Genomic DNA, 21,564 nt, shown 5'->3' with positions numbered 1-21,564 from the left:
GGCTTAGCCCTTCCTCGTGATTTTCCACGAGATGCTCAGTCGATAGTCGGCATCCTTGGCAAGCTCCGCGCGAATTTCATCCAGGGAATTGATCGCATCAGCAAGAGCAAGGTCGCTCCTTGCGACTTCACGCACGACGCGAACCCCCGGCGTTGGCGGTATGGGCAGTATCGGGGGTGATGGTGGCACGACCGGCGCGGGCGGGGGCGGAGGTGCTTCCGTCAACAGCTTCAAAGCCTTGTTCTTTTGCTCGGCCAGGGCAGCCCTGAGGCCGATGGCGTGCTCGTCACTCGCCAGGATCTCCGCCAGCCGTTCCCGCATCGCTTGGGCGGCAATCCTGCGGTGATCCACGAGCGCGATCACGGCGGTGAAGAGTTCCCAGTCCGTCGTCTTCAAAGCTTCGTCAAGCGCTTTCGCCTTGCCGATGGTCTGCCCATAGGCTGCCTCGGTCGTCGCGATCGCCGCGCCCGCAAGGGTGCTGATCACGTCGGCATTGGGCGCCGTCATGCTGAGGAGCAGGGCGGCGGCACCTTCGGCTGTCTTGATCCGATCAGAATCCTGCCCGGCAATGCCGAAGGTCCGCCATTTGAAGGCCAGTGCCTTGGCGTAATCCTGAAGGGGAGCAAGCCTGGAGCTCGCCTCAGTAGCCAGCTGATCCTTCAATCGAGCCACATTGCCGGCGTTCAATGATTCCGCCACCGTCAGTCCGAAAAACAAGCCGGCACGCCGGATCGCCACTTTCCAGTCCTCTTCGCCGGGCAGTGCCTGCTCGCGCAACTCAAGCTCGTTCGGCGTGTTTTCGAGGGTCGGCGGATAGGGCCCGTTGTTCAGGAAGAAAGAACGATTGGTCATCGTCGCAAACGCGTGGATGATCAAATTCTGGACTTCCGGCAACAAGCCCATCGGGCTCGGATCGTCGATCCATTGGCGCATTCGGGCGACCGTGATCGGCGCGCCGGGCTCACCATCCGCAGCCTGCCTTTGCAGGAAATGGGTCCGCCAGTGATTCTCCAGCACCAGGTGGGTCGCACCCATGTTGCCCAGGCGCAGGGGATTGACCACCGCACGCGTCAATTGCCGCAGCGCACGATCGGCCACATGCACGCGCCGGTCCTTGTCCTCGAGCGCCCGAACCAGCTCCGCCTCGACCTTCTTGAGCACGGCGATCCTGATCTCGGTCTCGAACTGCGGGTGTGCCGGATACCTGTGGGTGAACAACTGGTCCAGCAGGTTGCTGAATCCCTCGCGCAGATTGGCGCCCACCGGCGCCTGTGGCTGGAATGTCCGGTCGAGGGTGCGGAACTGGTCGGCCACGCCGAGCTTCTGGTCGACGGCTTCGCGCGGATCCTGGGCGATTCCATAGGCGACCTCGAGGTATTGCTTGAGGCGCTGCTGCAGTTGATCGCGTTGGTTCTTCGCCAGGGAACGTGCCTGTGCCCGGTCCACTTGCGCCAGATGCGCGGCGTAGTCGTTGAAACGCTCGCCCGTCAGAATGTAGTCGAGCACCACCAGGCGCCCCAGATCCTTCAAGGCCTTTTCCGAGAGGAAGGCCGGCAGCCAGACCAGCGTTTGCGAGCCTTCGCCGCTGTAGCGGTCCAGGCGGGCAAGATCATCGGCCGGGGTGCGGTTCGGTTCGTCAAACGGGAAGTCGAGAATGACCGTCCATGCCCCGTCACGCCCGCGTAGCCGATCATCCGCCAGTTCGCGCACGTTCTCGTAAAGCACTTCGACCTCGCGCAGGGTGCCGCGCCACCAGAACGAGAAACAGGTAAACAGCTCGTTGCGATCCGGAATGCCGAGTTCGCCGAAGAGCATCTCGCGAATCTTGCGCCGGCGGTTGCCGGTGTTGTCGTGCCCCTCGGCGCCCTTGACGATCGGCTCGATATCGACCCCGGTGACCTGGATCGAGATCACCGGATTCTGCTCGTCGGTGATCTTGAGTTCGCCGACTTCGCCTGCCCAGTCACGGCACTTCTTCAATACGTCCTGTGCCTCGCGGCCAGGAATCGGCGACTTCACCGAGCCATGATTCAAGGCGGCAAGTCGCTGCGCCGTCAGGGCCTTCAACGACTCGACCTCGGGGACCAGGGCCGCCAACAGCAGCGTTTTCAGGATGCGGGCGTCGTTGCGGAAATTCCGTGCACGCACGGGGTCGACCGCAGCATCGGCCTGCGGCTTGCGCAGATCCTCCCAGACGACCCCATGCGCTCGCTCGAGCAGCGGCACCAGCTTCTGGCGGAAGAGGCGCTTGGCATTGTCGAAGTGCAGGCGCATGGCATCGGAGAAGGGCTCATCCCCATCGACGATCACATCCCACAGGTCACCGACCGGGATGATCTGGCCCAGTTCCAGGTCGTCGCGGCGGTCAACCAGCAGTTGCAGCATCAGCTTCAGGGCTGTGCGCTCACGCTGCAGCACACTCGACACGGCCACCAGGGTCTGCACCAGTGCAGGGCTGAACGGGTAGACCAGCCGGAACATCTCGCGGTCGGCGTTCGATGTCAGCAGCGTGTCGGTCACCGTCCTCGACCTGTTGGCGAAATCCTCGAAAGCCGCGTCCAGCACCTGTCGGGCTGCTTCCGTCGCCGGCTTGAGAACGCGGGCCTGGGCAATGACCGGCAAGTTGCGGTCCTCGAGGATGATCTTGTGAAAGCGCGCCTCCCAGTACTTGAGCACGTCGGCAAACTGCATCTGCATCGCGCCGGCCATGTTGTCGCCGACCAGTTCGCGCAGGTCCCGCTGACGCGCCACAAAGCTGATCAAGGGCACCGGTCGATCGGCATTGGCTGCCTCGACCAGTTTCGAGAGCTTCGACCCTTCGCTGCTGACGAACGCGACGTCGGCTGCCCGACTCGCCAGCCAGAGAATCAGCTCGTCGAGGAAGAGGATCACGCCGTCGTAGCCGAGCTCGCTCGCGTGGCGGGAAAGGATCGAGAGCCCATCATCGAGGCTGACAAAGGCCTCGCCTTGGCCACCGCTGCTGCTGCGGGCGACCGAGGCGTAGGCGCTGAAGAAACACGAAATCAGGTCACCGACCAGACGGGTACGCTCGTCACCCCGAGGTGATTCAAGCATCGCCGCTTCGAAGCTGCCGGCATCCCAACCGCCGGAAAGCTCGCCCCAGCCGTCGGTGCTGCCGGCGTGCTCGTTCAGTTTGCCAAAGAAGGCGTCATCGCCCATGCGCGCCCGCAGTTGCTGGGCATCGCGAAACAGCCCCTCGGCCAGGTAGAAGCCGGGCACTGGCGCATCGGGGTGGATGCTGCGCACATGGTCGGCGTAGCCGCCGAGAATGGCCGACTCCATGTTGCGGGCGCCGATCATGTGGTAGGGCACCAGCAGGAACTTCTTGTCCTCGGTCCAGGCGTTGCTCCTGGTCACGACGCTGGCCAGTTCCTTGATCGAACGCGCCCGCGTATTGCCGGCCAGCAGCAGGTTCAGCACCGCCATGAAATGGCTCTTGCCCGAACCGAAACTGCCATGCAGGTAGGCTGCCTTGCTTTGCCGCGTCGCCAGTGCCGACTGGATGAAGGCCAGGGCATTGTCGAAAGCCTGTGCCAATTGCGGCGTGACCACGTAGTTGCCCAGTGTTTCGTCCGCGGCGCGGACGCCATCGGACAGTTTGAGGACGAAATCCCCTTGATGGACCCGCTCGGGGATCGGTATCAGCTCACGAATCAGCGTCATGACAAATCCAGTCCAGCGGCCAAGGCAAATTCACGCGCGCTGACGATCTTGACCTGCGAAATCAGACGGCGCGCTTCGCTAAAGTCGCTATCGCCGGCAGTCAGGTAATCGACAAGCACCTTCATCGTGCGACCCGGGCCGCATCGATTTCCGCCGCAATATCGGCATCACCGATCGTCGCGGCCTGCGGCAGGCTTTGAACCGTCTGCATCAACCGGCCCCATTCCTGCTCGCGCTCTGCGGAATTCCGCTCCGACCCGACAACCAGCACCTCGACCAGCGAACCGGGAGCAAAGGGCACGTGGCTGAGGGCAAGCTCCCCGCCTGGCTGTACCCGTGCATAGGTTCTATAAGCTTGCATGTGCTACTCCCTTTCTTGTCAAACAGAGGCGCTGCTCAATCCAGTCTCTGGGCATTTCTCCAACAATCTGTTGGCGAATTGGCGCATGCCGATAAATCACAATGAACTGACGCAGCGAACACAGATTCTGCGGCGAAAACCCGGTCATCCCGGGAAATGCCGAGCGCAGGTCCGCCCGATTTCCTTGACGAAGAAACTTTCATTGTCATACAAGTCCTGGTGCGCATTGCCGCAAGGTTTTCTCGGCTACAGGGCCGAAGAACTGGCGCGTCAGACTAAAAAAAGAGTTGAGTGCCGGAAGATAATGGGGAGCTGTATGGCAACCATGAGGAGTCATTTCTCCCTGACACAAGTGCTCAACACTCCACCCCTGATCCAAATGTTGCGCCAAAAGCGCATCCAGCTCGTCCCAAAGATTTCGGCGCAAGGTGACGAGATAGGGGCTATTCAAATTCAACAGCCGAATCGTGTATTCGGCCCTGGCTTGATCTGCCAGGCTGCGATTCAGATTCGGGCCCATTTCGCCATTGGACAGATAAGCGAAATAGGAAGCGCACTGCGGGTCACGGATCGAAACGAACTGCACCGTATCAACTTGATTCTGTTTTTCTCGAGCATGGCCACCAAAATTCACTTCAACCTTGCCTGGGATGGCAGCGCGGTACGAAGCCAGCTTGGGCAAGCCCTCGTCACTGCTCAAGGCACTTGCAGCAAGGTTGGACCAATCAAAGGTTCGTTGCGGATTTTGGCTCTTGTTTTCAATATGTTCGATGTGATAACCCAACCCGTGCAAATCCGCACGCAACTCGCTGTAACAACAGAGCATGTACTGATCTTGCAGTAGGCGATCGATGACCGCTTGCTTGCACGGTGCAAACCCATGCCAGCGACGCGTTGCTTCATCTGATGATGCTGGGGGCGTTTGATGTGCCTGTAAAAGTGCTACGGGCCCGGCGCCCGTCGGTGCAACATGCCTCATCCCTCACCGTCCCTTTGCACCAGGAAAGTCTGGCGGCTGACGCTCCGCTGTAAGCGCAGCAATTGAGGATGTCCGGGCCCAAAGGCTTGCCCAAGGCGGCGAAACAAGTCTTTGGCTTCGTCTGACTCGTAATGCCCCTGATCGACAAGATTCGTCAGGCGATCAAGGTCACTTTTTTCATCAACGGGGGGCTGGGGGTTGACCAGCATCACACTCTGCAGAACATCGCCGCTGGGCTGGCCGTAGGGGTTTGCCAGTGGTTCGGTCGCGACGGTCCTGCCGTCCGTGTCTGTACTGAATGCGCGGATATTTTCTCGCCTGACCGTGCTGATAACCTGCGGGCTGTGGGTCGTCACAATGAATTGCGTCGACGGAAAAGCACGCATCAAATCGTCTAGCACGCGCTGCTGCCACGAGGGATGAAGATGGAGGTCGATTTCATCCACCAGCATGATGGCCGGTGCGATCAGCGGTGCGGAAACGGGGAGACTTTCAGCTACTTTATCGGGTCTGCGCAAGGTATGAAGTTCTTCGAGAGCGATGGCAATCGAATTCTGGTCGCCATAATTCATGTGACCGTTGGCCAAAACCAGCCTGCGCGCGAAATCAACGCCAAGTGCCAACATGCTTTGATAGCCTTGACTCAGTTGAGTCACCAGCAAAGGGGCGCCGCCGTCAGACGGTTCCACGACAAATTTGTGATCCCGATTGAAATAGGGATTCTGGTAAGTCCCATCGAGTAATGTCTTGATGGTTTCTCTAACGGCATCAAGCGCCGGAGAAGGAACGTAATCATCGCTTGCAACACCTTTATTGGCGCGCAACTCGGCGGCTTCTTCTCGGTCGAACCATTTCAGCAGTTCCTTGAAATCACTCATGGAATCGAGCGCGCCGATCAGAGCGGAGGTTGGATACGCATAATTTTCCTTGCTTTCGCGCAAGCGTTCCGGCACCTCAATATAGCCTCGCCGCGCGCCAAAATAGGAAAACACGGGCGTCAGTGCAGGCGCGGAAGATTTGTAGCTTTCCGAGATGGTCAGCAGGCGATTCTTGAGTTCGGTCAGGCCATGTTTGGTTTTCGGTTCCTGTCCTTTGGTACCAGAAGGCCGCCAATAGTCCCATTTCAGACCGTCAACGGTTTCCGCGACAACCTGCGCGAAGTCAGCCAATTTCCAGCGCTCCTTGCCCGCGCGGACTGTCGCCGGTTCAACGCGGAAATCCGCATCCCCAATACCCCGACCGGTAAGCCGCTGGTTTGCCGACGAAAGATAATTCAGTACAGGCGTCAACGCGGTGGCAATGCCATCAAGGACGGCGGTCTTGCCGGCCCCGTTTTCGCCGACGAACACGGTCAGTCTTGGGTGGAGCGTCACTTCGAAGGACTCGAAGCAGCGGAAATTATTCAAGGTGATTTTCTTAAGGCGCATGGCACAAGACTCCTTTGCCGCTGTCTTTTGCAGGATCATTCATCGCCATCCGCCTCAAATCGCCGGCCGTCGACCGCGACGAACGGTAGTCGCCGGCGGCTGCCAGCCCACTACGGCCTCGCGGGTCAAGCCGAGGTCGCGGGCTTCTTCATCGACGAACCCATCCAGATAGTCGCCCATGCGGGTGCCGTGCTCGGCGTCGGGGTTGTTATGCCACTGCTTGATCCAGGGTGCCAGTTCGGCGATGGCGGCCAGCAGGGGCTTCAGGCGCTCGGCATGCCAGCCTTCGTTGTCCTTCATGTCGAGATAGCAGGTGGCGATGGCGGTGCCGAGTTGCAGCGGGTTGAGGCCGGCCCAGGCGATGACCAGGCTGCCATCGGCGTCGCGGCTGCAATGCGGGAAGCTGACGAAACGCTCCTTGGGCACATCGAGTCCGCCGCGCAGACGCCAGTAGTCGGTCTTCTGGAAATCGCTCGACTTGTATTTGGGCGGCACCGGAATGTCGCCGATCTCGGCCGTCTTGCGCCGCCGACGTTCGGATTCGTCGCTTGTCTCGGCGTCGACCGCATCTTCCCGGCGCTGCAAGTCCCAGGTGCGCTCCCATTCGGCGCGCTTGCGCAGGCCGGCTTCGCTGTAGCGCAGGACGGGCAGCACGGGCACCGCTTCGCCGGCCACGAGGTTCGCCACCAGTAGTGCGACGTCAAAATCGGAGCGGCCGGCATACAGTTCGGCAACCTGCATGAAATCGGCGTCGGACCGCAAGCGATCGGCCAGCCTGTTGCTGCTGGTCAGGCTCGGGGTGTCGGCCGCAGCGGCTTTCAGAGACGATTCCAGACAGTCGAGCAGCCAGTCCTTGAGGGCGGTCTGTTCCTGTTCATTCCATGCGGTCGACGCCCAGCGGCGCTTGTATTCGGGGCGTTCGATCAGGCCGATGAATTTGTCGGATTCGATCAGCGCGATGCGGGCTTCGACGATGCAGCGGTAATCGGCCGGCCAGTGCGCCGGCAGTTCGGTGATCGGCGTTGAGCCATGGCGGGCAAACCAGGTGGTTTCGGCCTGGCCGGCGGCGATGCGGCGGGCGAGGCCGATTTCGAAGGCGCGCTCGCCGAGGGCGATTTCCGGCGGCTGTGGGTGGGTCAGTTCGGTCTGCGTCAGGCCGTAAAGTTGATAGCAGCGCCAGTCGAGCTCTTCTTGGTCGGCGATCATTTGTTGGCGCAGGCTGTGGTTGCGGGCGTGGGCAGCATCCAGGCCAGCGCGGGTGGGCACGGCGCTTTCAATCAGTGCGGCCGGGCTCTGAGCAGTGAATTCCTGGGCGAGGCGGTCGAGGGTTTGGGTGAGGCTGTCCGGTTTGTTTTCATTTACGGGGAACTCACCAACGTTTGTTGCGTTAAAGGCAAAGCGTTCATCCCACATTTGGGACTGCCCATCTTTGGGAAAGCAAACCTGCTTCAGCCAAAAACACGCCACCGACGAATTGAGCAGGCCGAGCAGACCCAGATGCTCGTCTTCACTGGCCCCCACCGGCAGCTTGATGACCGGCGCGGTCCGGTTGAACAGCTTGCCGCCCCGGTCGAGGACGAAATGGTTGTGGGTGGCGACTTCGCCGAAGGTGATGGTGAGGGGGGTAGCGTACTTGCTGGGAATCCAGCGATACCACGTCCACCACAAGTCACCGCACTCTTTACGCGTTCTTCCGGCGAAAGAGATTACGCCCTCAAGCGTTGACCGGTAGGACCACATCGCCTTTCCCCATGGAGCATTCGAGTCCAGGGGCATCGGCGTCAAGTCGCTCGCGTAAGGCGCAAACGCGGCGTCATGACGATGCGTTGCCCAATCGCGTACCGCATCGCCAACGACGAACTCACGCACGAAACAAATTGGAAACAGCCTGCGTGCGAATACCGATCTTGGCGCGGCAAACACTTCGTCGGCACCCGTAAAGCTAGCGAATCCAATTGAGGCAGTGATTGACTGCAGCCGATCCCGCCCTTCCTCAATCATCTCCTTCAAATCCGCTGCGCCACCCCCGCCGATACTCCACGGATGCTTGGCAAAGGTCGAACGCGGGGTATCGGCGACCGACACAAACACCGATTCGCTGCCGGCGAAATCGACCTGCTCGACGATCGCCCGCCAGACCAGCCCCTGTGCGGGGTCGGGCGGGGTCGAGGGTTCGCCCTTGATGCCCATCACCGTGCGCACGACGGACGTCAGCGGCGCCCGGTCGCGACCGGAGAGGATGACCGTTGGCGTGCCGTGGCCGGGGATGTAGGCGCCCGAGGTGTCGATGACGTGGCTGAGGTCGATGCGCGGCAGGAAATCCTCGATCAGCTTCTTGCCGAATTCGCGCTTCATGAAGCTGTTCGCGGTGATCAGGCCGACGTAGCCGGCCGGATCGCGCTCGCTACCGGGAATCGCCAACTCGAAGAAGCGTTCGGTGAAGGGCACGCCAAGCGAATACTTCATGTGGCAGGTGACGTAGCGCACCCGGTAAGCCGCGTTCAGCGCCGCGTCCTTGACGGTGATGTAGGGCGGGTTGCCGACCACCGCGTGGTAACGCTGGCCGAGGATGCGGTTGAGGTCGGCCAGGTCTTCGCTGGCGAAGGCGTGGGCGAGCGCGCCACGGCCGAGGTTTTCGGCCTCGCCGCCGAGTGCGAGTTGGCCGTGGCCCAAGCGCGGGCCATGCAGCAGACTGTCGCCGGCGGCGAGGTGGAATTTGAAGTTCGGCGCTTCGACGAGCCTGGTTTCGCCGCAGGCCTTGAGCGCGGCAATCAACAGACGGAAGCGGGAGATGGCGACGGCAAAGGGGTTGAGGTCGACACCGTAAATGCCGTTCAGCGCCTGCTGCACGGCATCGCGCGCGTTGCGGCCGGGTTCGTTCTTCAGCCAGCATTCGAGCAGGCGGGCGAAGCCGCCGAGCAGGAAGTGCCCGGAACCGCAGGTCGGGTCGATGAGCCGCACTTCGCGGTAACCGAACTCGGCGATCGCCGGGTTCAGCGTGCGGTCGAGGATGAATTCCTCGACGAATTCCGGCGTTTGCAGCAGTGCAAACTTCTTCTGCGCCGCTTCGGAAAGTTCCTGGTAGAGGTCGCCGAGAAAGCGCGTGCGCCACTCGGGGTCGCTGAAGTCATGCCGCAGCGTGCCGGTGTCCGGGTCGATCTTCTGCCAGAAGCCGACGATGGCCATCGCGCCGTCGCCGGAGACGGCCAGGCGGAACAGCGGATTGTGGCGTTCGTCGAACAGCGGCCCCAGGCCGGGCAGCCGGCCGACGTCGCGGTAGGCGGCGAGCAGGTATTCGCGGTCGCTGTCGCCCGGGTGGGCGCGGAAGTAGCTTTCGTGCCGGTCCTGGGCCAGCGCCCGGCGGGCCGGGTTGGCGGCGCTCAACCAGGGGCGATCGATCAGGCCGTTGTCTTCGAGGAAACGGATGAACAGGCCCATCAGCAACCAATGCACGGCGGCCTGGGTGATGGCTTCTTCCCTGAAGTCGTGCAGCGTCGCAGCCATTCGCCCGGCGTTGCGGGCGGCCTGCCATTCGTGGTCCAGCGAGGCAGCGAGGTCCGGCGTCGCGGCGAGCTGCTCGCGGAGGTCGGATTCGATCGTCGTGGCCAGGCGCTTGAGGTCGCGCAGGAGGGCGGCGGCGTTGATCACGAGGGGATTCCTTCATGTTTCGGCGATTGCCGCAATTCCCGGTCTTGCCCGGCAGCAGGAAGCTCGATGATGGGTCGTTGATTCGTCATTCAGGCAGTGGCACGAGAAGAGTGGCCTGGCCATCGGTCTGGAATCCTTGCCCACTGCGCCTGCGTGATCACCGGGATCGCTACGCCATCCAGCGTTGGCATGCCCTGGCCAGCCATTGGCGCCAGCAGCCAGACCGACGAAATCCCGTCGGCCCTGCCGGCCATGCTCTGCAGGTCGCTGATCAGGTCCAGCAGGTCCAGCCTTGCCAGCAGGCCGGGATCGAGCAGCAGCAGCGATTTGCCCTGCGCGGTGAGTTTTTCTTTCATGCGCGCCCTGGCGAACGAGGCAAGGCGGATGAGGTTGCTCCAGTCGCGCGATCCCGGTCCGCCGATGTCGGCTTCGAGGACCTTGCTCCAGTCGACCTTGCGCTGCCGTGCTTCTTCCTTGAGTGATTCGAGCACGATGCGGTCGAGGCTGATCGGCAGGAAGTCGGCGCCGGCGATGGTGCGCCGCAGTGCCGCCTCGGCGTGGCGCGCCAGCCGCGGTGCGGCGCTCAACACCAGGAAGCCCCCCGATTTGATGGCGTGCCTGAGCCGGTCGTCGAACTGGCGTGCGGCGAGGACTTCTTCGCTTTGCTCGTCGTCGGCCACCGTGTCGGCACGGTGCAGGAAGGTGGTCGTTCCCGCCGAAGGGCCGAAGCCTCGGTGCGCGGAGTAGTAGCCGGGACCGTCCTCGCCGTCGGTGCGCCAGACGAGATCGGAACCTGCCGCGCCGAGCAGGCTGTCCAGCGACGGTCGGCCGGGCAGGGGCTCCGCATCCGGGTAGCGCCCCATGATGCGTTCGCGTACCTGGCTCTCGGTCAGGACACGCGGACCGATCAGCGAGCCCATGGCAATCCGGATGGCGCGCTGGGCCGGCATCGCCAGGGGATAGAGTTCCAGACGACTGGAAACTGCCGCGCGCTGGCTGCAACCTGCCGCAAGCTTCACCATCCGCTGCGTGGACAGGGTGGCAACGGTGTGCGGGCGATCCACCGCTTCGAGCCTTTCAATCACCTGCCGCGGTGTCGGCAGGCTTTCACCAGCCGATGTTTCTTCATCGGCGACGATGACGCTGTCGGCGGCGGCGCCGAGTCGAAGCGCGTAGTCGGCATGGTCGACACTCGCCGCGAGCAGCGGTACGGCGCCCTTGGCGGCGCCGGGGAATACCTGGTAGCGCGGTTGTGCCAGGTCGGCCTCGGTTTCGCTGGCGGCGCGCAGCACGGCGGCAGCGAGCCGCAGGCGATTGGTGTCGTCCTGCTCGATCGAGCCATGGCTGGCCAGCAGCGAGCTGGCTGCTTCGGTGACGGCCATGACGCCGCCACTGGCGCTGAGCGTGATGGCCAGTTCCTCGCGCACTTCGCTGATGGCAGTTGACTTGATCCAGCGCCCACGCGCGGCGACGATCGCATGGGTCAAGGCCGGCCGGGCAATTCCGGCTGCCTGCGCTGCGTCCCCCAGGGTGGGCCAGAGCGTCGCGTTTCGTTCATTCTCGGCGCCCGTTTCGGCCGTCTCCAGGCCCAGGTAGATCGCGAGTGCATCGTCATCCGGGCGCTCGTCGGCTGCGGCGCGCTTCGGGAAGAGGTGGTTGGCGAGTTCGTCGAGGCTGCGAATGCCACCCGTGCCGGCATCGGTGTCGAGAACGGTCGGCGCGCCGGCGACGAGATCGGGACGAAGCTGGGCGAGGCGCTTGGCGGTGCCGCGAATCTCCTTGCGCACCTTGTCGCCAACGCTCTTGAGGTAACGAAAACGGACGCGGTCGACGGCGAGCAGTTCGCGAACGCTGTGGATCCCCATGCGGTCGAGAACGTTCTGCGCTTCGACACCGTAGCCGAGCTCGCCAATGGCCGTTTCCCGCGTCGCACGACGGGCGATGAGCGCGAAGGGGTCGGCTGCGGTTTGCGTGTCGGCCTGGTCGAAAATCTTTCGCCAGTCACGCAGCATGTCTTCCGCGTTGTCGAAACGCTCGCGGAAGTCGCGACGCAGGGCCTTGCCGAAGAAGGCGGCCGAGGCTTCCCGCAGGTTGGGGTCGAAGAGGGTGACATCGAGCGTGACTTCGGGCTCGATCACGGCCGGGTCGGAGACGCCGTCGCCCCATATCGGCAGTGTGCCGGTGAGCATCTCGTAGAGCGTCATGGCTGCGGCAAAGCGCTCGGCGTAAATGTCCCAGCGTGGCGGCTTGCGCAGGCTGAGGAAGGGATCGAGGTAGGGGCGCGTGCCGGCCTGGATGTTGTCGACGGAAGCTTTCGACAGCGAGAAGTCGAACAGCATCAGTTGCAGGCGACCGCTGTGCGACGTCGGGCAAAGGCCGATGTTGTCGGGCTTGATGTCGCGGTGATAGACGCCTTCGTTTTCCAGGAAGACGACCGTCTGCAGCAGCTCGTCGCCAAAACGCCGGACGAGATCCAGCGACGGGCGGTTGCTGCGCAGGAGATGCGCCAGCGTTTCTTTGCCCGCACTGCTCATCAGCAGCGCCGTGCGGCCGGCAACGGTCAGCGTTTCGCGCCACTCGACGATATGGGCATGGCGCAGCTTGCGCAGGGCCTCCCCTTCGGCAAGCAGGCGCCTGTTGTGGCTGGCGTCCAGGGCAACCTTGAGGACCAGCTCTTCGCCGTTGCGGCTGCGAGTGACCAGCAGCACATCGGATGACGAGCCCTTGCCGAGGCGACGGACGACGGTGAAACCGCCATCGATCCGGTCGCCTGCCCTGGCCGAAGCAGGGTCCACCGTGGCCAACTCGGCAGGTGCCGTCAGTTCGTCCTCGACAAGCTCGAGGTATTCAAGAAAATCCGTCATCGAGCCGAGGCGGGCAGAGACGTCCGGGCAGGTGGCGAACTGGATCAGGTCCTGCAGCGCCCGGCCGGCGCCATCCAGCACGTCGGAGATACGCAATCCGTTGCCGGCCCGCAGTTTCTGTTGCAGCTCGGAGGCGCCGGTTGCCGGCGCCGCGCCGGTGAACACCTGCCAGGCGATGGCGCCGAGCGAGAAGACGTCCAGGTGGGGCCCAGTTGGCGCCCCATCCCAGAGGGCTTCCGGTGCGAGAAATACCTTGGCCGGATCTTCCAGGTAATCTTCAACGTGCCGGGTTCCGACGGTACGTGCCAATGTTCCCGCCGATGCGCCAGGAGCCGTCAGGTTCGACTGCTCCGCCCCTTGCCCACCGCGCGCGGCGAGCTGCCAGTTCATGATCGCGAGCTGGAGTGGGGCGCCAGCCTGGTTCTGGACGAGGATGCTCTGTGGTGATAGCGCCCGGTGTATCAGCTTCTTCTGGTGGGTGTACTTGAGCGTTTCCGCCAGTTGCCGAAGGATGGACAGGCGCTGGTCGGCGTTGAGCTGATTGCCTTGTTCGCGCAGCAGGAAATCGAGTCGCCGGCCCTGCGGGTTGTAGTCGAAAAGCAGCGCCGGGCCGAGTTCGCTTTCCTTGAAATCGCGCACCCTGAGGATGCCGGGATGATCGACGCCTTCGAGAATCTGGAACTCGCGCGTCGCCTGGCGCACCAGCGATTGCCGGGCGTCCACGGTCGCCGCCAGGCCGTAGCCATAAATCCGGACGCGACGGCGGACACCGGCCGAAACGTGCTCGCCCACCCAGTCCTGATAATTCTCGCCCTCCTGAATGAGGGCGCCCAACTGATAGTCAGCGATGCGCCGGTGTTTGTTGGATGGGCGCACGCCGGCTTCGACCACGGCGCGGCAAAGCACACGCCCCAGTTCGTGACCGAGCAGTGGTCCGCTGGGTGGGTAATTCCCGGTGCCCTCGAGGCGGGCAATGATCCCGTCGTCGTTGCGGGTGTCGGGGCGACCCTTGAGAAAGGCTCCAGAGCGCCCGTTGCCTGACAGCCTGAAGGTGTCGGCGTTGATCGCCGAGAGAAAGATCAGGGGCTCGATGAACGGCACCCGGGACCTGGCCTTGATCACCGACGATTGCCGACGCAACAGCGTCGCCAGTCGTTTGGCCTTGCGGTTCGCAAGAATCAAGGGGTTGTCGTAGGCGTAGTCACGCCCGTCGGTGCGCCACGTCCAGGTATGCGCATCACCGGTCAGAACGCCGGGGCGACTCTTGACCTCGACCAGGAAGATGCCCACGGGCGAGAGCACCAGGGCATCCACCTCGTTGACCTTGCCGTCGTCGTCGATGAATTCAAAGTTCGACCAGGCGTGCCAGGGATCGCGATCCGGGAGCCGATCACGCAGCCAGTCGAGCGCCGCCTTTTCCCAGGCAAAGTTTGATTGCGAGATCGCTGTCCAGCGCGGGTCTTTCATGAGCTTCTAGGGTGAGCGTCTTGCCGGGTCATGGCGGGATCGCTGATCCAGTGAATCACTGGTCGTCGTTGTGGAGTCTTCCTTCGCTGTCGACTTCATCATCCATCCAAGAGAATCGGGTGGGTACTCACCGAAAGCCGACGCCGAAGGCGAATCCCTGCCAGTGCGATGCGTGCTGATTCCCGCGACACTCATGGATTATCGCCGAATAACGTCCCCTGTTGGCGCTGAGCGCGAATGGTGTCATCGAGGACAGCTCGTTCCCGCCTCTAGCTTGCCGGCGACCGGCTCGACCGACCGCCAGGGGACGATGCTGCCGCCGGGGAGGCCGGATCGCCAGGAGGCGAGGAGGGCGCTGGAGGGGGTTGTCGGCATGGCGTGTTCTCCGCGTGAATGCGGCCTTGCCATGCGAGAAACGCGCCGGAGCTGCCAGCAAGCTGGACCCTGCGGGCAGCGGTTGTGACTGCCGGAATCCTCCGGATCACTCGGGTGATGACCGTCACCCTCGCCAGAAGACGTCGCCATCCTTGTCGGGAGCGCGACAAAGGCTCACGGGAATGTCCGACATCAACGCTTTCCCGGTCTTCTCCGGAATCGCTGCAAGCCTTGCCACGTCAGGGTTTCAGCGGCCACGGCGGGAACTGGCACGCTCTGTGCACAAGAGTGCTCAGGAGCGCGGGATTCTTCCCTGCTTCAGATGATTTCAACGCAGGACTTCAACAAGGAGATTGCATCATGGGAAAACTTCGTCAGGCCGCCATCTATGGCAAGGGCGGTATCGGCAAGTCCACCACGACCCAGAACCTCGTCGCCGCGCTGGCGGAGATCGGCAAGAAGGTGATGATCGTCGGTTGCGACCCGAAGGCCGATTCGACGCGACTGATCCTGCACAGCAAGTCGCAGAACTCGGTCATGGGCCTTGCTGCCGAGGCCGGTTCGGTCGAGGACCTCGAACTCGAGGATGTGATGTCGGTCGGTTACGGCGGCATCAAGTGCGTCGAGTCCGGTGGTCCGGAACCGGGCGTCGGCTGTGCCGGTCGCGGCGTGATCACGGCGATCAATTTCCTCGAGGAGGAGGGCGCCTACGACGAGGACCTCGAATTCGTCTTCTACGACGTGCTCGGTGACGTCGTCTGCGGTGGCTTCGCGATGCCGATCCGCGAGAACAAGGCGCAGGAAATCTACATCGTCTGCTCGGGCGAGATGATGGCCATGTACGCCGCCAACAACATCGCCAAGGGCATCGTGAAATACGCCAACTCCGGCGGCGTGCGCCTCGCCGGCCTGATCTGCAACAGTCGCAACACCGACCGCGAGGACGAGCTGATCATGGCGCTGGCGGCCAAGCTGGGTACCCAGATGATCCACTTCATCCCCCGTCACAACATCGTCCAGCACGCCGAGATCCGCCGCATGACGGTGATCGAGTACGACCCGACGGCGGCGCAGGCCGACGAGTACCGGACGCTGGCGAAGAAGATCGTCGCCAACAAGAACTTCGTCATTCCGACACCGGTGACCATGGACGAACTCGAGGAGCTGCTGATGGAGTTCGGCATCCTGCAGGAGGACGACGAGTCGATCATCGGCAAGACCGCAGCCCAGCTCGCGGCCGAGCAGGCCGGAGCGCTCGCCGCTGCCTGATCCGTCCACACGGCGCACGACCGTCGCAACCCGTGGCTGCCGCACACCGATGAGTGGCGGCAGCCAAAAAAGGAGAAACAGGATGTCTGAATTGACACGTCAAGAAACCGAGGCCCTGATTCAGGAGGTGCTCGAGGTCTATCCCGACAAGGCCAGGAAGGACCGCGCCAAGCACCTCGCGGTCAACGACCAGTCGATCGAACAAGCGAAGAAATGCATCACTTCCAACCGCAAGTCGCTGCCCGGTGTGATGACCGTTCGCGGCTGCGCCTACGCCGGTTCCAAGGGCGTGGTCTGGGGTCCGATCAAGGACATGATCCACGTCTCGCACGGCCCCATCGGCTGCGGCCAGTATTCGCGTGCCGGCCGCCGCAACTACTACGTCGGTACCACCGGTGTCGACACCTTCGGCACCATGAACTTCACCTCCGACTTCCAGGAGAAGGACATCGTCTTCGGCGGCGACAAGAAGCTGGCCAAGCTGATCGGCGAGATCGAAACGCTGTTTCCGCTGCACAAGGGCATTTCGGTGCAGTCCGAGTGCCCGATCGGGCTGATCGGCGACGACATCGAGGCGGTGTCGAAGAAAGCCGCCAAGGAAATGGACAAGCCGGTCGTTCCGGTGCGCTGTGAAGGCTTTCGCGGCGTCTCGCAGTCGCTCGGGCACCACATCGCCAACGACTCGATCCGCGACTGGGTCCTCGACAAGCGCGACGGCCAGCCCTTCGCAGCAACCCCCTACGATGTTTCCATCATTGGCGACTACAACATCGGCGGCGATGCCTGGGCGTCGCGCATCCTGATCGAGGAGATGGGTCTGCGGGTGGTCTCGCAGTGGGCTGGCGACGGTACGTTGGCCGAGATCGAGAAGACGCCCAAGGTCAAGCTCAACCTCCTGCACTGCTACCGCTCGATGAATTACATCAGCCGCCACATGGAGGAGAAGTACGGCATTCCCTGGCTGGAATACAACTTCTTCGGGCCGACCAAGATCGCCGAGTCGCTGCGCGCCATTGCCGCCCACTTCGATGAGCACATCAAGGAAGGCGCCGAGCGCGTCATCGCCAGGTACCAGCCGATGATGGAGGCGGTGATCGCCAAGTACAGGCCGCGCCTGCAGGGCAAGACGGTGATGCTCTATGTCGGCGGCCTGCGACCGCGGCACGTCATCGGCGCCTACGAGGATCTCGGCATGCAGGTCATCGGCACCGGCTACGAGTTCGCGCACAACGACGACTACGACCGCACGATCAAGGAAATGGGCAACGCCACGCTGCTCTACGACGACGCCACGGGCTTCGAGCTGGAAGAGTTCATCAAGCGGATGAAGCCCGACCTCGTCGGTTCCGGCATCAAGGAGAAATACGTCTTCCAGAAGATGGGCATCCCGCTGCGCCAGATGCACTCCTGGGACTACTCGGGTCCGTACCACGGCTACGACGGCTTTGCCATCTTCGCCCGCGACATGGACATGGCGATTTCCAACCCGTGCTGGAGCAAGCAGACGCCGCCATGGAAGAAGCAGCCGGAGTCGGGCGATTCGACCGCACCGGATGCAGAAGGCGAGTTGAAGAAGGTCGCCTGAGAGAAGTTTCCCGCAACTTGTGTCCGCGTCCACACATGGGTGGCGCGGCCAAAGGAGATGAAGATGCAAGCTGTAGACGATATCAAGCCCTGCTACCCGCTTTTCGGCGAAGCCGACTACCAGGTGTCGTTGAAGAACAAACGGGATGTCTTCGAAGAGCGCCATCCGCCGGAGAAGGTGCACGAGATCTTCCTCTGGACCACCACCGCGGAATACCAGGAGCTCAACTTCAAACGCGAGGCGCTGACCGTCGATCCGGACAAGGCCTGCCAGCCGCTCGGCGCCGTGCTCTGTGCGCTGGGTTTCGAGAAGACGCTGCCCTACGTCCATGGCTCGCAGGGTTGCGTCTCGTACTTTCGTACCTATTTCAATCGCCACTTCAAGGAGCCGATTTGCTGCGTCTCGGATTCGATGACCGAAGATGCTGCGGTGTTTGGCGGCCAGAAGAACATGTTCGATGGCCTCGAGAATGCCCGCGCCATCTACAAGCCGGAAATGATCGCGGTATCCACCACCTGCATGGCCGAAGTGATCGGCGATGACCTCAACGCGTTCATCAACAACGCCAAGAAGGATGGCCATGTGCCGGACGACTTTCCGGTTCCCTTTGCGCACACGCCTTCTTTCGTCGGCTCGCACGTCACCGGCTGGGACAACATGTTCGAAGGCATCATGCGCTCGTTCACGCTGAACCACATGGCCGACAAGGCACCAGGCGAGAACGGCAAGCTCAACTTCGTTCCCGGTTTCGAGACCTATCTCGGCAACTTCCGGGTCATCAAGCGGATGATGGCCGAGATGGGCGTCGAGGCAACGCTGCTCTCGGACCCGAGCGAGGTGCTCGACACGCCGGCGGACGGTGAGTTCCGGATGTACGCCGGCGGCACGACGCAGGACGAGATCAAGGACGCGCCGAACGCCATCAGCACCATCCTGCTGCAGCCATTCCAGCTCGACAAGACGAAGAAGTTGGTCGAGAACACGTGGAACCATGAGGTGCCCAAGCTCAACATCCCGATGGGTGTGGATTGGACCGACGACTTTCTGATGCAGGTTTCCGAACTCACCGGCAAGCCGATCCCGGAATCGCTGGCGAAGGAACGCGGCCGCCTGGTCGACCTGATGTCCGATTCGCACGCCTGGTTGCACGGCAAGAAATTTGCCCTCTACGGAGACCCCGACTTCGTCATGGGGATGGTCAAGATCCTCTTCGAATGCGGTGCCGAACCGACGCACGTGCTCAGCCACAACGGCAGCAAGCGCTGGCTGAAGACGATGGAGAAAATGCTCTCGGAGAGCCCGTTCGGGGTCAACGCCAAGGCCTGGACCGGCCTCGACCTGTGGCACCTGCGCTCGCTCTGCTTCACCGACAAGCCGGATTTCCTGATCGGCAACAGCTACGGCAAGTTCATCCAGCGCGACACGCTGCACAAGGGCAAGGAGTTCGAGGTGCCGTTGATTCGCATCGGCTTCCCGCTGTTCGATCGTCATCATCTGCATCGCCAGACGACGATCGGCTACGAGGGAGCGATGCAGGTGGTCACCACGCTGGTCAATGCGGTGCTCGAGCGACTCGACCAGGAAACCATGGGCATGGGTACCACCGACTACAACTTCGATCTGGTGCGCTGAGGCGCTGAACGAGCCCGACGGGGGCGTCCGCCGCTCCCGTCGCCCACTGCAAAGGGAAGTTCCATGGCCAACATCATGGTCCGCAAGACGGCTGTCGGTACCTACTCGTTCTACCTGCCGAAGCGCGATCTCGAGGACGCCATCGTCTCGATGGAATACGACAGCGCCGACAAGTGGGGCGGCGAGATCCGGCTCAACAATGGCGGTGCCTATTACATTGAACCGCAGGTCCTGCCTGCACGCTTCCCGATCTCGCTGCGCGCCAGGCGACTGGATGCGGCGGAGTAAGCCCTTCAACGGAGACTGACCTCATGGCAATGAAAATCATCCAGGCCGAATGCACGTCGTGTGGCGACTGCAAGCCGGTCTGCCCGACCAGCTCGATCACCAGCAAGGCCGGCATGTACAAGATCAATGTCGACACCTGCACCGAGTGCGACGGCGAGTTCGATTCACCGCGCTGCCTCGATGCCTGTCCGGCAGGCGAAGCCTGCATCGTCTTCATCTAGGCTCGGGGGAGGCTCTGATGGCGCAGTCGATCACTCGCGATGCGGCGCTCCGCGTCGCTCTTGCTGCCCGCGAACTGGGCGGTCTGCCGGTCAAGGCGCTGCTTGCGGCTCTGGTCGAGCGACTGGGGCTGCCGCTGACCGCGGCCAGACTCGCCACCGTCACGGTGGCTGACCTGCAGCTCCTGCTGCAGACGAACGACGGTGCCGACAGGCAGGTTCCGCGGCAGCAGATCAGACAGGCCGTCAGCCTGCTGTGGGGTGAAGGCCCTGCCGATGGCGACCGCCTGCCGGTTGCGCCCTACGTTGAAGGCGACATGCCGGGTTCGATTCGCGTGGCCTGCGCCTCGAACCGCGAGCAACTGCTCGACGGCCACTTCGGATCCTGCGCACGCTTCCTGGTTTACCAAGTGTCACCTGGCGAAACGAGGCTGATTGCCGTGCGCCTGACGTGCGAGGCCGACCAAGCCGAGGACCGCAACGCGGCACGCGCGGCGCTGATCAGCGATTGCCAGATCGTGTACCTGCAATCGATCGGCGGTCCGGCGACGGCCAAGGTCGTGCGCGCGGGCATCCATCCGCTCAGGCTTGCGCGTGAGGACTCAGGCTGCGAGGCGAAGCAACTGCTCGTCCGCCTGCAGCAGGCGCTGCAACATCCGGCGCCCTGGCTGGCCCGCGTCATGGGCGTCGAGGCCGGGTCGCTGGCCCGCTTCGTCGCCGACGAGGCATGACTGCCAACGGCAATGGACAACAGCTCAACGTGGCAGGAACTGTCGCGCCAGGTCGCCGGACTGTGCTCGCGAATTCCTGCCACCGCAGGTCCGGCAGTGCTCGCCCGGGAACTCGCGGTACTGGCGCCCGAGCTGAGGTTTCGCGAAGTTCTGTCGCGCGGCGGCTGGTATCGCCTGGGTGGCGTCGTCGATGCCGACAACGTGCATCTTTCCGATCATATCGAGACGTGGGCCGAGCGCGAGTTGGCCGCTCACGACGAGGACATGGTGGCGCTTTGCGACCACTACGCCGGACGAGGATTGCGGGCGACGCGCCTCACCGGCCGCACGCGCTACCTGGTTGCCACCACCGGAGCTGGTGCCGCCGACTTCGTTCAGATCGAAATCGAGGAACTGCAGGAGATCGTTTCGCATCAGTTGTTCGCAGCGGCGGGTACGCCGTCGGGAATCGAGGAGCTGATTGACCCGCGTCACCTGGACGCCGCCGGCGGTGCTGCTGCGGAGCCGATCGGCGCGCCGCTCCTGGTCCTGCGCCGGCTGACGCCGGTCGCCGCATTTCTTGCCCGCATGCGCCTGCAGAAGCCTGAGGCACAACCGATCCATCGCTTCGTCGAAGCCTGGGAAGCCAGCAGTGCGGGCGCGGCGACGCAGTTCTCCAACCACTGGGTCGTCGCCGTGCGCGAGCATCTCGATCGCTACCGGCAGAGCGTGCTGCACGCGGCACCGGTGGCCGCGCTGAATGGTGCGGCGCCGAAGTTCGTTGCGAGCTTCGGCATGCAGGGGCTGGCATTGCATCAGGCGATGGCCCACTACGACAAGGCTGCGGGCTTCCCGATGGCCTGGTTCTTCCACATGCTGACCGTCCGCAGCGCGCCATATGCCCTGGCCAACGCCGTGATCAGCGATGTCCTGGAAGGCTTCCAGTACCTTCCCGCCCGGGACATCGAGGTCGTCAGGCAGTGGCTTTACCAGCCCTACGCCTTCTGACCCTGTGCGGCCAGCCGAAGCGCGCCTTTCGGCAGCAGGTGCCAGCGGT

The 21,564-nt window shown here is 62.9% G+C and carries 14 protein-coding genes; 7 read left to right on the top strand and 7 right to left on the bottom strand.

The window, feature by feature from the left end; translation table 11 throughout:
* Positions 1 to 3: 3 nt before the first annotated feature.
* The 7 genes from V5B60_RS17530 to pglW all read right to left on the bottom strand — a co-directional run bounded on the left by V5B60_RS17530 (position 4) and on the right by pglW (position 14,430).
* Positions 4 to 3,684, bottom strand: a complete 3,681-nt coding sequence (locus V5B60_RS17530) for a phage resistance protein (RefSeq protein ID WP_332348677.1) — start codon at positions 3,682 to 3,684, stop codon at positions 4 to 6.
* Positions 3,681 to 3,809 (bottom strand): hypothetical protein, encoded by a 129-nt coding sequence (locus tag V5B60_RS17525; protein ID WP_332348675.1) that lies wholly within the window; start codon positions 3,807 to 3,809, stop codon positions 3,681 to 3,683. Before V5B60_RS17525 ends, V5B60_RS17530 begins: the two co-directional genes overlap by 4 nt.
* Positions 3,806 to 4,045 (bottom strand): hypothetical protein, encoded by a 240-nt coding sequence (locus V5B60_RS17520; protein WP_332348673.1) that lies wholly within the window; start codon positions 4,043 to 4,045, stop codon positions 3,806 to 3,808. Before V5B60_RS17520 ends, V5B60_RS17525 begins: the two co-directional genes overlap by 4 nt.
* Before the next feature lie 205 nt (positions 4,046 to 4,250).
* On the bottom strand, positions 4,251 to 5,024 hold the full coding sequence (locus V5B60_RS17515) for a retron system putative HNH endonuclease (protein ID WP_332348671.1): 774 nt from the start codon (positions 5,022 to 5,024) through the stop codon (positions 4,251 to 4,253).
* Positions 5,021 to 6,490, bottom strand: a complete 1,470-nt coding sequence (locus V5B60_RS17510; RefSeq protein WP_332348669.1) for an AAA family ATPase — start codon at positions 6,488 to 6,490, stop codon at positions 5,021 to 5,023. Before V5B60_RS17510 ends, V5B60_RS17515 begins: the two co-directional genes overlap by 4 nt.
* 15 nt (positions 6,491 to 6,505) lie before the next feature.
* Entirely contained in the window at positions 6,506 to 10,099 is a 3,594-nt protein-coding gene (gene pglX, locus V5B60_RS17505) for a BREX-2 system adenine-specific DNA-methyltransferase PglX (protein ID WP_332348667.1), read from the bottom strand.
* Between the two features lie 89 nt (positions 10,100 to 10,188).
* Entirely contained in the window at positions 10,189 to 14,430 is a 4,242-nt protein-coding gene (gene pglW / locus V5B60_RS17500) for a BREX system serine/threonine kinase PglW (protein WP_332348665.1), read from the bottom strand.
* 735 nt (positions 14,431 to 15,165) lie between these two features.
* Here pglW and nifH point away from each other — a divergent pair.
* The 7 genes from nifH (at position 15,166) to V5B60_RS17465 (ending at position 21,515) form a co-directional block, all read left to right on the top strand.
* A complete protein-coding gene (nifH, locus tag V5B60_RS17495) occupies positions 15,166 to 16,074 on the top strand; it encodes a nitrogenase iron protein (RefSeq protein WP_332348663.1) in 909 nt (302 codons plus the stop codon).
* 82 nt (positions 16,075 to 16,156) lie between these two features.
* A complete protein-coding gene (nifD, locus tag V5B60_RS17490; protein ID WP_332348661.1) occupies positions 16,157 to 17,659 on the top strand; it encodes a nitrogenase molybdenum-iron protein alpha chain in 1,503 nt (500 codons plus the stop codon).
* Positions 17,660 to 17,722: 63 nt separating this feature from the next.
* Complete coding sequence (gene nifK / locus V5B60_RS17485; RefSeq protein ID WP_332348659.1) at positions 17,723 to 19,291, top strand: nitrogenase molybdenum-iron protein subunit beta; 1,569 nt, start codon at positions 17,723 to 17,725, stop codon at positions 19,289 to 19,291.
* 63 nt (positions 19,292 to 19,354) lie between these two features.
* Positions 19,355 to 19,579 carry a putative nitrogen fixation protein NifT gene (nifT, locus tag V5B60_RS17480; protein ID WP_332348657.1) on the top strand — a complete coding sequence of 75 codons (225 nt, stop codon included), beginning with the start codon at positions 19,355 to 19,357 and terminating at the stop codon, positions 19,577 to 19,579.
* A gap of 23 nt (positions 19,580 to 19,602) precedes the next feature.
* The gene (locus V5B60_RS17475; RefSeq protein WP_332348655.1) at positions 19,603 to 19,800 is read left to right on the top strand and encodes a 4Fe-4S dicluster domain-containing protein; all 198 of its coding nucleotides are present in this window, start codon (positions 19,603 to 19,605) and stop codon (positions 19,798 to 19,800) included.
* Positions 19,801 to 19,817: 17 nt separating this feature from the next.
* The gene (locus V5B60_RS17470) at positions 19,818 to 20,528 is read left to right on the top strand and encodes a dinitrogenase iron-molybdenum cofactor N-terminal domain-containing protein (RefSeq protein WP_332348653.1); all 711 of its coding nucleotides are present in this window, start codon (positions 19,818 to 19,820) and stop codon (positions 20,526 to 20,528) included.
* Positions 20,529 to 20,540: 12 nt separating this feature from the next.
* A complete protein-coding gene (locus V5B60_RS17465; RefSeq protein ID WP_332348652.1) occupies positions 20,541 to 21,515 on the top strand; it encodes a hypothetical protein in 975 nt (324 codons plus the stop codon).
* The last annotated feature ends 49 nt before the right edge of the window (positions 21,516 to 21,564 follow it).

This window comes from Accumulibacter sp., assembly GCF_036625195.1.
GTDB lineage: Bacteria > Pseudomonadota > Gammaproteobacteria > Burkholderiales > Rhodocyclaceae > Accumulibacter.
The sequence above is the reverse complement of the archived record's forward strand: the minus strand, read 5'-3'. Positions and strand labels throughout refer to the sequence as shown.